This window comes from Pseudomonas helvetica (assembly GCF_039908645.1).
GTDB classification, from domain to species: Bacteria; Pseudomonadota; Gammaproteobacteria; order Pseudomonadales; family Pseudomonadaceae; genus Aquipseudomonas; species Aquipseudomonas helvetica.
In genome coordinates this window covers 2792361-2805875 of sequence record NZ_CP150917.1, presented here as the reverse complement: position 1 = coordinate 2805875, position 13515 = coordinate 2792361, and the positions used below count along the sequence as shown (strand labels likewise).

Here is a 13515-nt window from a genome sequence, read left to right as displayed (position 1 = left end):
GGCATCACTCCCCCGGCTTGGCACCATACGATTGGCAAACGGCGTCATCCTTAGCGTTTTTCTCCACCATGGCGGCCGACAGATTTTTTAAACATTACGATAAGCTCATGGAGAGACCATTGCATTACAGCAATGGGACTATCTGGTTTCACACACAAGAGCTTTGGCGGATCGCTTAAATGAAACCACACCTTGTTGCTTGCATTTTGCTCTGTTGCGTTAGCTTTTTTGCGAACGCAACAGATGTTCCGATTAAAAAAGGAATGTCATTCTTAAATGCACGAAAAGCATTGATTAAACATGGCTGGAAGCCAGGTTTACCGAATGAGATGCAGTCGGTTGGCACTGCAGTAATACTTAAAAACATGGGTATTAGTGAAATCGAAAGATGCACCCAAGGGGTGCAATATTGCGAGTTCAACTACAAGAGAAACAAGGAATGTCTAGGCATCACCACCACTGGCGAAGAAGTAAAAGATCTGATAGTTGATGGCTGGGGCTTCAAGTGCCCCGAGAGGTATTAGAGAGGTTGCGCAACCACTCTTGACCCTGTCTAGTCCTGAAACAGGTATCGCGATCGTGCATCAGCGTCCAGCCCCCTCTGCACAAACCAGGACAACGGCAGTGTCAGCAACAAGGTGGCAGCCAACATGATCACCGCGACGGGAACACCGGTGACATCACCGAGGGTGCCAAACAACACCGGCGCCAGCGCACCCCCCCCAATGGTGCCGGTGTAAAACACCGCGAACGCCTGCTCGCGTTTACCCGGCCCCGCCAGATCCGGCACGGCGCCATACAGCACCGACGACGTGCCGTTCAGCGCCAGCCCCAGCAGCGGCAACATCACCATCAGGCCGAAAAACGGCAGATACACCGCCATGACGATCAACACCGCCGTGGTGAACTCGGTCAGCCACACCGTCTTCACCATACCGATGCGTGCCCCCAGATAGCCACACAGCAACTTGCCGAACGCGCCCCCCACGAACAACATCGTCAACGCCAGGCCGATGCCTGCCGTCCCGGCGCCCTTGTCTTTCAACAGAAATGGCAAGAAAGTGAGAAACCCCATACGCACCGCGCTGTCCAGCGTACCGGTCAGGATCAACGCGCGCAGCCCGATGGCAGAACCGTTACCCGTGATCGCCTTGGTCGCTTTGCCGTGCGTGGACAAAGGTTCGGCACGAGCCGGGATCAGCCACCACAGCAGGCCCGCTGCCGCCAACCCGAGCAGACCCAGTAGCGTGACACTGGCGCGCCAACTGATGACTGTCAGCAACAGACCGATCAACCCCGGGATCAACGTTTTGCCAATATCGCCGGAGAAGTTGTACTGCGACAACGCTTGTTTGACACCTCCGCCCGCCTCGTAAGTATCGGTAATCAACGAAGATGCCAGCGGGTGCTGAGTACTGGCGCCCAATCCTCCCAACAGCAGCGCCAACAACAGCACCGTCAACCCGCCAGCCTGCCCCGCCAGCAAATAGGCCAGGCCTGCGAGTGCCGTTCCGCCCACCAGCATGCGCTCTCGTCCCCATCGCTTGGCGGCCCGGCTCGCCAACAGTTGAAAACCGGCCATCATCCCGGCATAGACACCGCGCAACAGGCCGATCTGGGCGTAGCTCATGCCGAACTGCGACTGCCAGATCGGCAACAGCACATAGATAACGTCGGTCAGCCCATCATGTACGGCGTGAGCACCGCAGCCAGCCACCAGGGATCGGCGACGGACTGAAGCATCAGCGGATTGCGGCGCGCGCAGGGAAGATACTTCGTCTTTCAAATCATTCATCGTATTGAGAGGCTGGAGAGTGGGACGTTGATATTCAAGCAGGAAGGCATCAGGAACTGTAGCAGCGCCGCGACGACAATCACCGAGCGCTATGCAGACGCGAACTCATGAGACCTCTCGATTCATTCTCGGAGGTCTTTATAGAATACGCAGCCTGCCGAACACCAATACCGAATTCGGACCGATCAATACCCAAGGAACAGGATGCTTGACCTACGCAAGTTACGTTACTTTTTGACGGTCGCCGAAGAGCTGCACTTCGGTCGCGCAGCGTTGCGCCTGCACCTCGCCCAGCCACCCTTGACCCGACAGATTTCGGCCCTGGAGTCCGAGCTGGGCTTTCGCCTGTTCGACCGCACCAGCCGCACGGTGACGCTAACAGCACAAGGCCGGCATTTCCTGCCTTACGCGCGGGCCGTACTGGAACAGGCCAACCTGACCGAAGTCATCGCCGGCAAGCTTGCCGCCGGATCGGCCGGTCAGTTGGCGCTGGGTTACGCCAGTTCGATTGCGCTGTCGGATCTGTTCAGCCAAACCATTCAAGCCTTTGCCCAGCGCTTCCCAGAGGTTCAGCTGACGCTGGTGGAAAGTGCTTCCGGCAGTCTTTATTCGCAAGTCGTCGATGGCCGCATCGATATCGGCATGAGCCGGCTGCAGCCTGAAAGCGGGCAAACCGATGTACAGGTATTGTCTCTCGGGGGAGAACCACTGGTGGCCGCCCTTTCCAGTGACAACCCGCTGGCCAGCCAGGACAAGGTCACCCTGGCCCAGCTCAGTGCGCACCCGTTGATTCTGTTTCCGGCCGATTATGGCTCCGGGCTCAATGAATCCATAGAGCATCTGTACCGACACAACGGTCTGCCAATACGTCCAGGTCCGTCTGGGCGACAGATCACCTCGATCATCGCCTTGGTGGCCGCTGGCCAAGGCGTCGCTCTGGTGCCCCAGTGCACCAAGACCCTGGCCAAAAAGGGGGTGACCTACCGCCCGCTGGCAGACCCCGAAACCTGCGCGCAACTGCTGATACTCACGCGAACACAAGGACGCACCCTGCTAGTCGAGGCATTCTTGGGCGTGGTCGATGAACTTTTGCAGGGCCGGTAGCACTCCCCTTCATTGAAACCGGCGCCACCTCTCTATCTGCGCACCAAGTATGGCAATCGAACCGATTTGAAAGTTGGCACGCATAAATCCCCCCAATTTTTCCGATACAGAAAGCCCACTACCCAGTTCCCGACTTTCCACTGAACAGGCCTTCCCCGGCCCGTCGCTAGTGGACCAAAAACGCTCAGTCACCCACAGCTAATACTCAACACCGCTCGCTCTGCTCACTAGACTCGTAAAAGCTACGCTTAAACATTGGCCGATCATTGCCCAATGCTGTTGTCCAGCCCGGGGGCGCTTTGCAAGACGCGTAAATGGCGAGGGAATTGAGGAATCCATGACTGACCGCGAGCAACTTCATCGAAATGGCTATGCACTGCTCCGTCGAGCGATCCCGGCCAAGTGGCTGGATGACCTTCGTGCCGTGTTCGATGCGGGCGTGAAGCCGGCGGACCAATGGCCAGTGCCGCGTGGCATGGATTGGCGCCATTCGCTGCTGGACGCTGATTCGAAGATTCAGGCTGTGTGTCGTCTGCCGGAGGTGCTGGCGGTGGTGGGTGAGTTGATCGGAGAACGGTTCTTCCTCTCGCAGGTAGAAGGTCGCGAGCCTCTTGCAGGTGGCGGTCATCAGCAGTTGCACCGCGACTTGTCGGCCCAACGGCCAGGCGACATTGTGAACGTCCTGGCTTATTTCGACGATTATGGTCCCGAGAACGGCGCAACTCGTATCGTCCCTGGCAGCCATCGCCCTGAGCAGGGAGAGCCGCCATTCGACTTCAATGACGAGTCCCGGTCCGTACGGCTTTCAGGCTCCGCGGGTGACATCCTGGTGTTTGATGTCGATTTAGTGCATGCGGCCAGTCTGAACTTAATCGGCGCACGCCGTCGCTCCATCCTGATAAGTTACTTTTCGGAGCCTCTCTATGCGTCGCACCTGGAAACGGTGGGCCTGCGAAGTATTCGGATGAAGACGACCGATCGCTTCGATCCCTCGGATTTTGCCTTCGGGGTTACATAGCCTGAGCAGGCTGAGTCAACTGTTGGATACGCGCTCACCCAAAGCGCCCCAACGGGAACATTTTTCCGAAGGAGAAAAAGCTGGAACATCGGCCAGTCATATATTTCATTTGGGTAACATTTCTACTGCATGGAAATAAGCGGGACATACTCCAGCAAAGGACACAAGGCACTCTATGCAGGCCGCGTCATAAGGAATCCAGCGTGCAGGTATTAGCCCTATAGCCTGTCACTGCCGTCAACTCGATGCGGTATAGAACGTCTTAATCCATGGAGTAAACAGTATGAGTCTGTCCAGAAAAATGCTTGTCGGCGTTGCCTTGAGCGGTCTGCTGCTCGGCGGATGCACTTCAAGAGTCACGGAGAAGGAACAGTACTCAGGGTTTCTTCCCGACTACAACAATTTGCAGGAGGTCAGTACACCCAGCGGTGAGAAGGCCATGCGTTGGGTGACCCCGTCCTGGAACCCGAACGCTTATGACACGGTGGCCTTCAAGCGATTGGAACTGTACCCGACACCACAGCCCAATGAACGGGTCAACCGCCAGACGCTGGACCAGTTGCAAACCTACATGACGAACAATGCCAAGAGCGCACTGGGCCAGAAGTACCGTGTGGTACCCAATGTTCCGTCGGCCCCTGCCGGTTCGCGAGTCCTGGTCGTACGCGCTGCGATTACCGGGGTCAGCACGTCCAATGAAGGTATGAAATGGTATGAAGTGGTTCCGGTTGCGGCCGCGATAGGCGCGACTCAGGCGGCCACCGGCCACCGTAATCAAGAGACCGAGTTGTACATTGAGGCCGAGATAATCGACGCAAGTAATGGCCGGACTGTGGCCAAAGTGGTGCGCAAGGTCTTCGGTGAACAATTGAAAAATGCAAGCCAGCCGGTTACCGCTAACGATTTCAAAGCGGCAATCAAAAAACTGGACGGCGATATACAAGCATTCATCGAATAGCAATGAAGTGTCAGTCAGCTTCCGTGGATGACTGTGCTTCTTATCTCAGCCCCCGCAGGAAAAGCTTGGTGCCGTCCAATCTGACGGCGCCAGCCACTCGGGCGCCCGCCTACGTCTATGCAGCTACGCTACACAGGAGCAGCAAGCGGCAGAGCACATTGACACCCGGACTATAAAAACTGCCCTTGCGGCAAGGCGAGATTTATAACCCCGTGCGTAAATGTCGATGCGTTCGCGATTGCCTTCTGCGAAAACAGCCGCAACATGACAACTTTGCCCAACGTATCGCTGCGTAAAGCCTCTTCATCCTGGTTGCCGATCAGGACGATATTGGGCGCTACAGACCAGCCGCCAGCCTGCGCATAGAAACGAGCGAGCGGCGGATCACACGTGAAGACGCCGATATCAAGATTACTGCGCTCCATACAACGAGTCGCCGCGGCGACGGTATTCAACCCAAGGCCTCGCCCCTGACAATCTGGATCGGTCATGACGCAACTCAGCCCGGCGATTTCAAATGTGTCACCCGCATGTTCAATCGCTTTCATTACGACCGCGGCATAACTGACGACCCTGTCGTGCGCGCAGGTATAGAACGAGAATGCATCGAACACCGGATCGTGCAGCGGTATCGCCGTATTGATTTCATCTTCTCCCGTCTCCGGATAGACACGGTTTTGCAGCAAAGCAAACTCTCGTTTCAAAGCCGAAGAGGCCCGAATGTAGGCTATCGCGTCAACAGCCCAAGGCTCTATTGGCTTACGGTGGATCATTGTTATCCCTTCTCCTGAAATGACATGCCTGATCTAAACCTCGCCCCTCATAGGTACGCAGGCACCCAGCGCATAGTGTTTCCAGACTCCTCACACCGTCGGTCTGAAGCCTGAGAACTATAAACGAATGCCGTGCGTCTTAATTCATGCAAACCCACTCACATCGATGGACGCCATCATGCATTTAAAGAAGACGAATTTCGTAGCTTTGATGACATGCGTAATGATGCTGGCTGCAGCGCCCTTACTCCCAATGTCCTCCGCCTATGCAAAAAGTGGTGGCGGCGGAAACAGTGCAGGTCACGGCAGCAGTAGCGGTGCCGGCGGCCAGGGAGTAGGTCATTCTGCTGACGCTGACAGCAATGGCCGTAGCGAAGGCCATACTGCTGACGCTGATAGCACTGGCCGTAGCGAAGGTCTGGATAGCGATCATGACGGTAAAGCAATCAGGGATCATGGAATCAGTGGCAAGCACACCGGGAGTATTCGCCATGACAGCAAAGGTCATGGTTCGGCGACTTCAGGGATCGCACACTCCAAAACTACACACGGACTTACAAAGGCCACTGCGATCTCGACCACCACACCTGGCGATCACAATGAAAAGGGGCTGAGTAACGCTGCTACTTCGAGCACCAAACATTCGAGCACCAAACAAGATCAGGATAAGGATCAGTAGACCCGATCTTTACATCTTCATGCTCCAGTATGATGCAGAGAGCCCGCCGGTTGCGGGCTTTCTCATTCCACCTCAGCCGACCTTGAACATCTTAACCAGCCTCTTGGCTCGCCTGCGTTTCACGACCTCTTTCAGCCTCTTGAACCAACGCGTTCAAGAGTTCTTCGGTATGGTTTATCGATTCACGTATCTCGTCAAACGCCTCATCCAGAGCTTTTTCGATCTCGAGTGCAGGAGATCCACGTAATGTCTCCTGTATTTCAAGCTCGTCTTGCTTGAATTGCGAAAGGTTGGCGCGCAAGCCCTCTAATCGAAGAGATATCTGTGAGATATGGTGTCGGCGGCGCTGAACCATGATGCTTCTCCTGTTGAGCTCCCATACCTGTTTAGAACGCTGTCTGCAAAGAGATGTTCGCATTTCCTGACCAAAGGATTCGGTCTCGGTAAAAGTCCTTTAGAGAGAACTCTACGACACCATTCGTCGCCTATTAAAACGTGGTGCAGGATACGGCTCAAGGATTGCTAAGTACGCCCGTAGCGGCCCCAGGACGACATTATTCTGACGCGGCAGCAATCAACATTAACGCTTAAGGACTCCAGCGATACGCCTGGTCAGTCACCGGAGATGTAACGTGTCAACTCTCAATGAAATCGCAGCGAACCACGCGAGAATGGCTAAGGCAAACGAAGAAGAGTCGACCGGGCTGAGTGAGCGACACCTTCAAATAGTGGGCAGCTTTGAAATCCCCGCCATCGATGCACAACAGCACATTCCACTGCACCTGATCGCCGGGGTGCAGGACAACCACTTCGAACAGGCAACTGGCTACTTGCTCTGACAGCGTTTGATCTCAATACCGGGTTGGTTCGTCATCGGCTTGTCGCAGGCCACGCAGAAAAATTGATATTTTGAACGGTGTGCGAGCAAAACGTACGGTGAGCTGATCGGGATATCCGGGAGGGTGTCATGGCCGCTGTTAGCGATACGCTGAAGCTGTTTCTCGCGGGCGACGTCATGACCGCCCGCGGCATCGATTCGGTACTGCCGCATCCTGGCGATCCGCGGCTTTACGAAGCTTACGTCAAGCATGCCGGCGATTACGTCCGTCTGGCAGAAAGGCTCAATGGCCCGATTCCCCGCCCGGTCGATTTCGCCTATGTCTGGGGCACCGCGCTGGATGAGTTCGAACTTCACCAGCCACACGCACGCATCATCAATCTGGAAACTGCGGTGTCCCGCCGCGGACGACCGGAGCCAAAAGGCATCAATTACCGCATGAGCCCGGAGAACTTCCCGGTCATCAGAGCAGCCGGCATCGACTGCTGCATGCTGGCCAACAATCATGTGCTGGACTGGGGGGAAGCCGGTCTGGCCGATACGCTAGACACCCTGTCGAGCAACGGTATGCGCAGCGCCGGCGCCGGGCGTAACCGGCAAACTGCCGAAGCGCCTGCCGTGCTGCCGCAGCCAGGCGGAGGGCGTTTGCTGGTGTTTGGCCTCGGTGCACCCGACTGTGGCATCCCACCGGACTGGGCCGCCACGGACAAGCGCGCAGGCGTTGCGCGGCTGGAGGACCTGTCGATGCAAAGCCTGGACCTTGTGGCCAAACGGATTCTTGCGGGCAAAAACCCGGGAGACCGAGTGGTCGCCTCCATTCACTGGGGCGGTAACTGGGGCTTCGATATCCCGCGGGAGCAGGTCCGGTTCGCCCATGCGTTGATCGACGAGGCCGGAGTCGACGTGGTGCACGGGCATTCCTCGCACCACATCAAGGGTATCGAGGTGTACCGCGAACGCCTGATTCTCTATGGCTGCGGTGATCTCCTGAACGATTACGAAGGTATCGAGAACCACGCAGACTTTCGTGGCGACCTGGGGCTTCTGTACTTTGCCGCCCTGGACCCAAGCGGGTGCCTGCAATCGCTGGACCTGATCCCCATCCACCTTCATCGCTTTCGCATCTGTCGCGCCGAAGGGGATGACCGTCAATGGCTGCACGACACCCTTTCTCGCGAATGCGCACGCTTGGGCAGCCGCATCCAGCCAGGCGCGAAAAATGTCTTCACGTTGTGTTGGTAGGAATTGAGATTGGCGAGACGTTATCAGCAACGCATTTCCCTGTACGAATCCCAGTAACGCCCTGCCTCACTCGAATGGTAGCCAACCCGCTGGATTCAACTGGATAACCTACGGGATCTCAACCGTCAGGGCTCTGACGCCCAGATAACGTTCAAGCTATTGATAACCGGACACCGGTCAGGGTTGATCTCGCGTTCGCGATGAAGCCAGACCCTGGTTCGCTCGACATCGAATTTTCGCTCGTTCCGTTCCCTCATAACGATGCCGGATATGCCGAAATGCCCGCACTCAGGACAAATCAGTTCAATGCCATCCATTGCGGATTCAATATGTCGCGCGTCTTGCGAGCAGATCAAACACCACATGAGCCACTCCCGAGCACCTGTCAGTTTCCACGACCAAGCAATCTAGCCGCCAACTCATGCCCCACCGCCGGGCATCATCGAACATCTTCCAGGCGCTGACTTCTCGCCTACCCTCACGGTGCAGGTTGTCAATTAATAGACCATTTCCAACCGTCACGCTACCTCGACAAAAAATTCCTTTTACCCAGAGAAAAACCGGCAGCCTGAACTCGATCAGACGGTTTTGAATACCCTCGACGGGTATCGATCAAGTGACCGCCGGCCTCGCCTTTTGTCGCAAGTCGATTGACTGAGGGGAGCCTTTGGAGCCCAGTACTCAACGGGCCAGACCAGATCATACGAAGAAAAAATCATGTCGAAAATAACGGTGATATCCGGTGACTTTCTGGCAGGCGATGCCGAATTTCAATCTGGATCTTTCACTCTGAAATCCGCACTGAAACCTTCTCTCGAACTAAAGATTCCCCTGTCAAATCTGGAAACGCTGGAAACAGCAACCGAAGAAGTCGTCAACAAGAAAGGCAGCGTCATTCGATGGAGTCTGGCGGGAGCATTGCTTCTAGGGCCAATCGGGCTAGTGGCGGGCTGGTTACTATGCGATACAGAAAGGGAAATAACGTTCTATGCAAAATTCAAGGATGGCCGCTGCTTACTGGCCACTACCGATAAAGGTACTTACTCAAAGATCTCTGCTTCTCCCCTCAAGTAACCCCCTCCCCTCAAAGTCAGCCGCTATAGCGGCAAGTGTTCGCCCTGACCAGCAGCTGGCCACTCAGCACGTTTCCTGAAGCATCTGGCAGGGCGAACAGGTAAACCTTACGCGCTCCATAACACCGCGTCCTCAAGCCAATTCTGAACAATTCACAACTGAACAGACACGCTCTGCCGACTGTCAGCATCCATCCGCCCCAAAACCAACAAAGCCCAGCACTGGGCTGGGCTTTTTCACTCCGTTGAGCTTATCTTTTCGGAGGTTTTTTGTGGCTGTCCAATCGACCGCTCTCCAGCAAATCCTTGTACTTCAACGCCTCAGCTTCACTGTGATAGACGCCGACCAGAACATCTCCCTGAAAGACATCCCACATCCTGATTCCCGCGCTACTTGATTCATGAGACATGTGATGCTCATCGCGCTCTTTGATGGTAATGACCATTTGCACATCCTCTGGATTGAGGCAGGTAAGGTATTTTTTACTCCTGTCATCTCCAAGATTCCATACCGAAAGCCTTCACCTCTCTCTGACGCTCCTGGGAGGGAGTGATTGCGGGGCAATCACGCTGTCGTTATTTGACCGCCTGCACATTTGGCAATAAGCAAGATGGGCATATGGCAAAAACGAATACCCACGCTAAAAATACCTCAACGGTATAAAAAAAATAGAATACGCTAACTATTGATACCCACGTCGAATGGCAGGATTTCATGTTGACAAGGAAGGCTTCTTTTTTTTCCGCTGAGTGGACCGATGCCAAACTCAAAGTCGGACACGTCATCCTCTTTGTGGCCATCGTATGCATCTCGCTGATAGCAATCAGTACATGGGGAATCTTCAACTCCCTGGAGTACCATTTGCACGACAAGGAAACCGAGATGTCAAATCTCTCGAAGACTTTATCGTCCAATATCGAGGCAACCCTTACGCAGGCTGACACAGTACTTATAGGGGTCAAGGAACGACTGGAAACAGAAGGCAGCAACGCAGAAAACTTAAACAAACTGGAAGAGTTACTTAAAATACAACAAAAACGCCTGCCTCAAATACATGGCTTTTTTATCTATGATGAACAGGGACGCTGGCTACTCAATTCAAACGGTGTCATACCCGCAGGCGCCAACAACTCGGACCGTGACTATTTCATTTATCATCGCGACCATACGGACCTGGGACCTTATCTTGGCCCTTCCATACGCAGTCGCTCAACCAATGAATGGATCATGACGGTATCGCGCCGAATCAACCATCCAGACGGGAGTTTTGCCGGCGTTGCACTCGCTACCATTTACCTAAACTACTTCCTCAACCTTTACGAAGGTGTCGACACCGGAACGAATGGCCTCATCAATCTGGTGACCTCCAGCGGTAACATTGTGGTGCGCAAGCCATTTCGCGACCAGGACATCGGCATTAACATATCAAAAGGCGAAGTGTTCGCCCTGTTAAAGCCTGACGTGAACTCCGGCACGGCGACCATAAAATCGTTTATCGACGGTGTCGAGCGGGTCATAGGTTTTAGACGCATTAATGGGTACCCCCTTGTCGTCGTCGCCGAATTTGATCGAAATGAAGTACTGGCGGACTGGCGGAGCGAATCCCTCGCCAGCCTGATCATTTCCTCCATATTATTAATAATTCTCAGCTTTATTGGTTATCGACTCATCAAGCTCATGGGTCAGCAAATTCAAGCGCAAAGAGAATTGCAAGCCTCTCAGAAAGACTACATTGAAGCCAATAAGATTCTTGGTTTGATGGCCCTCGAAGATGGACTGACACGGCTGGCCAACCGACGCCACTTTGATTTCTTCATAGAAGCTGAAGTTGCCAGGAAAAAACGCAAGAAACTGGACGGCACTGCACTGATCATGATCGACGTTGACCTCTTCAAGAGCTACAACGACCTCTACGGCCACGTACAGGGTGATGAGTGCCTGAAGGCCGTGGGCGCAATAATCAGAAAGCATGTAAGCCGAACCGGTGATCTCGCCGCCCGGTACGGCGGGGAAGAGTTTGCCGTTGTACTGTCAAACACCGATTATGTCGGGGCTTTCCTGCTGGCCGAAAAAATCCGACTCGATTTGGAGCACGCTAAAATACAACACAGCGACTCTCCACTAGGGGTGGTCACGATCAGTATTGGCATTAGTTCACTCTCCGAACGGGAAGTCGATACGGTAGAGAGCTTGGTGGATATCGCCGACAAAGCGCTATACATCGCCAAGTCCAGCGGGAGAAACAGGACCGTCATTTCAAATTAGCAAGGATGACAGACAGCAGTAAAAAAACAGCCAAGCAGTAGTTGGCTGCTTCGTCACATCAAAGCAAGAACCCCCATCTAATCCGACGCTACCGATTCTCTGGAACGATTTGGCCGGCTGGCCGACCGCTCTTCGGCGTCGCGATGCAATAAGGAAACGTTGTAATCGTAGGTCGATATCAAGGGCACTGGCTCATCATTTCGAGCCATCTCAAGCCATCGCCTTGTGCGTTCAAGGTCAAAGGATTCGTGCTTCAACATCATTTTCGCAACAAGATTGGCCGAGACTTTGAAGTGTCCACAACCGGCTGAGCATTTGACCTCTGAGCAGTCTCCCGGCGCGTGAACAGTCTTGGCGGCAGCCTGACAAATTAAGCACTTCATATGAGATCTCCCTATCGATGACTTCTCAACTGTAGCCGATCCCCGGCCGAAAACGAGAAAAGCCCTGCAAGCGCAAACCTGCAGGGCTTCTCGGTCAGACTGACCTTCTCATCAAGCCGGGCAACCAATGGCTTCCCGGCTTTTTGAATGCGTTGTGCTTATCGGATTTTGTCAGTGGTCGAAGTCACTGCCTTACTCAAACCTTTTGCATTGTGATCACCGGGCGTTGTCGCCGAGATAGCCGTCGCTTTCGTCACCCCTCGCGTTGTTTTCGAGTGCGCAATACCCGAAGTCACTGCCCCATGACCACGATGGCTATCGCGATCACGTCCAAGGTGGTCATCACGGTCACGTCCAACGTGGTCATCGCGATCACGTCCAAGGTGTTTACCGCTCAATCCACGGTCTCGAACAGCCCGGCCGTCGTGATCGGTTTCCTGGCCTTCAGCGCGACCATTGCTCTTGGCGCCCGCAGAGTGACCTTCACCCGCATGAGCACCACCGCCACCGCTGCCGCCATTTCCGCCACCACCACCATTTCCACCACCATTACCGCCGCCATTACCGCCGCCGTGACCACCACCTTCTTTGGCATAGGCCGTACCCATTACAGACAACCCGGCGGGGAGCAGAGGCGCGGCAGCAAGCATCAATACACACGACATAACTGCGGCTAGCTTCTTGTTTTTCAAAGGCATGATAGATTCCATAGTGGTTCGTTTTTTACAAATTGTCTGACAAAAGCACTTGCTTGTAGTTCAGAACAGACGACGAACGGATCCATGCCCCTGCATTGATGGAATCAGCTGCACTGGCAGCCGATCCCTTCTTGTTAGCCAGCCGCACAAACAGGACGATGCGAACATTGACTCAACGGCACCCTGCCTACTGATCGAGAGCGCCGTTTAAAACCTCATAAATGATCCCGGTAGTAATAGCGACAAGAATCAAATCAGTCCCGGCCTGCTGCCATTCATAACCATCGTAGTGAGGCAATCTGCCGATCAGCCGGCCATCCAGTTTTTTGGCGATACCGGGAGGCAGGGGTTTTCCGCGGGCGAGGTTTTTCTGAATACCGGGAGGCAATGCCGGACCTGGTCTCCAGTAGTCGCGGTAACCACCGATGATGCCGAGTACACCGCCACGGTCGATGCTCGGCCCTTGGTCCCAGTTTCTGTCATCGTACGGTTTTTTGCCCTTGCCATGACCTCCCTGGTTTCCATGGCCCTGGCCGCCGCCATTACCCGGGTCGGCAAAAGCTGTCGCAGAACCCGTGACAAGGGCGAGGCAGGTAACAGCTGCAATCAGCGAGCGCGATCTGAACATGTCCGTTCTCTCAGATAAGGGTTATCCCCTGCACTGTAGACGGTATTGGAGGGTTTAGTT

Annotated in this window: 15 protein-coding genes; 9 read left to right on the top strand and 6 right to left on the bottom strand. The window is 54.6% G+C overall.

Annotation, left to right across the window (positions count from 1 at the left end; translation table 11 throughout):
- The first annotated feature begins 179 nt into the window (after window positions 1–179).
- Window positions 180–524, top strand: coding sequence for a hypothetical protein (locus tag AABM55_RS12905; RefSeq protein WP_347929778.1), 345 nt, complete (start codon window positions 180–182; stop codon window positions 522–524).
- Window positions 525–553: 29 nt separating this feature from the next.
- On the opposite strand, the gene AABM55_RS12900 is transcribed toward AABM55_RS12905, so the two are convergent.
- The gene (locus tag AABM55_RS12900) at window positions 554–1795 is read right to left on the bottom strand and encodes an MFS transporter (protein WP_054596960.1); all 1242 of its coding nucleotides are present in this window, start codon (window positions 1793–1795) and stop codon (window positions 554–556) included.
- Between the two features lie 204 nt (window positions 1796–1999).
- Here AABM55_RS12900 and AABM55_RS12895 point away from each other — a divergent pair, with 204 nt between their 5' ends.
- The 3 genes from AABM55_RS12895 (at window position 2000) to AABM55_RS12885 (ending at window position 4875) form a co-directional block, all read left to right on the top strand.
- Window positions 2000–2899, top strand: a complete 900-nt coding sequence (locus AABM55_RS12895) for a LysR family transcriptional regulator (protein ID WP_347929777.1) — start codon at window positions 2000–2002, stop codon at window positions 2897–2899.
- A 337-nt stretch (window positions 2900–3236) separates the two neighbouring features.
- Complete coding sequence (locus tag AABM55_RS12890; RefSeq protein WP_347929776.1) at window positions 3237–3917, top strand: phytanoyl-CoA dioxygenase family protein; 681 nt, start codon at window positions 3237–3239, stop codon at window positions 3915–3917.
- Window positions 3918–4200: 283 nt separating this feature from the next.
- On the top strand, window positions 4201–4875 hold the full coding sequence (locus AABM55_RS12885; protein WP_347929775.1) for a DUF3313 domain-containing protein: 675 nt from the start codon (window positions 4201–4203) through the stop codon (window positions 4873–4875).
- Window positions 4876–5045: 170 nt separating this feature from the next.
- Here the strand turns inward: AABM55_RS12885 and AABM55_RS12880 are convergent, their stop codons facing one another.
- Window positions 5046–5648, bottom strand: a complete 603-nt coding sequence (locus AABM55_RS12880; RefSeq protein ID WP_054596956.1) for a GNAT family N-acetyltransferase — start codon at window positions 5646–5648, stop codon at window positions 5046–5048.
- A gap of 178 nt (window positions 5649–5826) precedes the next feature.
- On the opposite strand from AABM55_RS12880, the gene AABM55_RS12875 reads away from it, so the two are divergent.
- A complete protein-coding gene (locus tag AABM55_RS12875) occupies window positions 5827–6327 on the top strand; it encodes a hypothetical protein (RefSeq protein ID WP_081013798.1) in 501 nt (166 codons plus the stop codon).
- Between the two features lie 91 nt (window positions 6328–6418).
- Here the strand turns inward: AABM55_RS12875 and AABM55_RS12870 are convergent, their stop codons facing one another.
- A complete protein-coding gene (locus AABM55_RS12870) occupies window positions 6419–6682 on the bottom strand; it encodes a hypothetical protein (protein WP_054596954.1) in 264 nt (87 codons plus the stop codon).
- 277 nt (window positions 6683–6959) lie between these two features.
- Here AABM55_RS12870 and AABM55_RS12865 point away from each other — a divergent pair, with 277 nt between their 5' ends.
- The 3 genes from AABM55_RS12865 (at window position 6960) to AABM55_RS12855 (ending at window position 9481) form a co-directional block, all read left to right on the top strand.
- Window positions 6960–7166, top strand: a complete 207-nt coding sequence (locus AABM55_RS12865; RefSeq protein ID WP_054596953.1) for a hypothetical protein — start codon at window positions 6960–6962, stop codon at window positions 7164–7166.
- A gap of 128 nt (window positions 7167–7294) precedes the next feature.
- Window positions 7295–8407, top strand: a complete 1113-nt coding sequence (locus AABM55_RS12860) for a CapA family protein (protein WP_054596952.1) — start codon at window positions 7295–7297, stop codon at window positions 8405–8407.
- A gap of 717 nt (window positions 8408–9124) precedes the next feature.
- Complete coding sequence (locus AABM55_RS12855; RefSeq protein ID WP_347929774.1) at window positions 9125–9481, top strand: hypothetical protein; 357 nt, start codon at window positions 9125–9127, stop codon at window positions 9479–9481.
- A 250-nt stretch (window positions 9482–9731) separates the two neighbouring features.
- Here the strand turns inward: AABM55_RS12855 and AABM55_RS12850 are convergent, their stop codons facing one another.
- Window positions 9732–9926 carry a hypothetical protein gene (locus tag AABM55_RS12850; protein ID WP_054596949.1) on the bottom strand — a complete coding sequence of 65 codons (195 nt, stop codon included), beginning with the start codon at window positions 9924–9926 and terminating at the stop codon, window positions 9732–9734.
- A gap of 269 nt (window positions 9927–10195) precedes the next feature.
- Here AABM55_RS12850 and AABM55_RS12845 point away from each other — a divergent pair, with 269 nt between their 5' ends.
- Window positions 10196–11746, top strand: a complete 1551-nt coding sequence (locus AABM55_RS12845; protein ID WP_347929773.1) for a sensor domain-containing diguanylate cyclase — start codon at window positions 10196–10198, stop codon at window positions 11744–11746.
- Between the two features lie 541 nt (window positions 11747–12287).
- On the opposite strand, the gene AABM55_RS12840 is transcribed toward AABM55_RS12845, so the two are convergent.
- Both AABM55_RS12840 and AABM55_RS12835 read right to left on the bottom strand, forming a co-directional pair.
- Window positions 12288–12827 carry a hypothetical protein gene (locus AABM55_RS12840; protein WP_347929772.1) on the bottom strand — a complete coding sequence of 180 codons (540 nt, stop codon included), beginning with the start codon at window positions 12825–12827 and terminating at the stop codon, window positions 12288–12290.
- Between the two features lie 187 nt (window positions 12828–13014).
- A complete protein-coding gene (locus AABM55_RS12835; RefSeq protein WP_347929771.1) occupies window positions 13015–13455 on the bottom strand; it encodes an anti-virulence regulator CigR family protein in 441 nt (146 codons plus the stop codon).
- Between the last annotated feature and the right edge of the window lie 60 nt (window positions 13456–13515).

Excerpts from the sequence above, each read along its gene's own strand:
- AABM55_RS12840 (WP_347929772.1), bottom strand. The coding sequence starts at position 12,827 with ATGCCTTTGAAAAACAAGAAGCTAGCCGCAGTTATGTCGTGTGTATTG.
- AABM55_RS12885 (WP_347929775.1), top strand. The coding sequence starts at position 4,201 with ATGAGTCTGTCCAGAAAAATGCTTGTCGGCGTTGCCTTGAGCGGTCTG.
- AABM55_RS12870 (WP_054596954.1), bottom strand. The coding sequence starts at position 6,682 with ATGGTTCAGCGCCGCCGACACCATATCTCACAGATATCTCTTCGATTA.
- AABM55_RS12875 (WP_081013798.1), top strand. The coding sequence starts at position 5,827 with ATGCATTTAAAGAAGACGAATTTCGTAGCTTTGATGACATGCGTAATG.
- AABM55_RS12890 (WP_347929776.1), top strand. The coding sequence starts at position 3,237 with ATGACTGACCGCGAGCAACTTCATCGAAATGGCTATGCACTGCTCCGT.
- AABM55_RS12900 (WP_054596960.1), bottom strand. The coding sequence starts at position 1,795 with ATGAATGATTTGAAAGACGAAGTATCTTCCCTGCGCGCGCCGCAATCC.
- AABM55_RS12905 (WP_347929778.1), top strand. The coding sequence starts at position 180 with ATGAAACCACACCTTGTTGCTTGCATTTTGCTCTGTTGCGTTAGCTTT.
- AABM55_RS12860 (WP_054596952.1), top strand. The coding sequence starts at position 7,295 with ATGGCCGCTGTTAGCGATACGCTGAAGCTGTTTCTCGCGGGCGACGTC.
- AABM55_RS12850 (WP_054596949.1), bottom strand. The coding sequence starts at position 9,926 with ATGGTCATTACCATCAAAGAGCGCGATGAGCATCACATGTCTCATGAA.
- AABM55_RS12835 (WP_347929771.1), bottom strand. The coding sequence starts at position 13,455 with ATGTTCAGATCGCGCTCGCTGATTGCAGCTGTTACCTGCCTCGCCCTT.
- AABM55_RS12895 (WP_347929777.1), top strand. The coding sequence starts at position 2,000 with ATGCTTGACCTACGCAAGTTACGTTACTTTTTGACGGTCGCCGAAGAG.
- AABM55_RS12845 (WP_347929773.1), top strand. The coding sequence starts at position 10,196 with ATGTTGACAAGGAAGGCTTCTTTTTTTTCCGCTGAGTGGACCGATGCC.
- AABM55_RS12855 (WP_347929774.1), top strand. The coding sequence starts at position 9,125 with ATGTCGAAAATAACGGTGATATCCGGTGACTTTCTGGCAGGCGATGCC.
- AABM55_RS12880 (WP_054596956.1), bottom strand. The coding sequence starts at position 5,648 with ATGATCCACCGTAAGCCAATAGAGCCTTGGGCTGTTGACGCGATAGCC.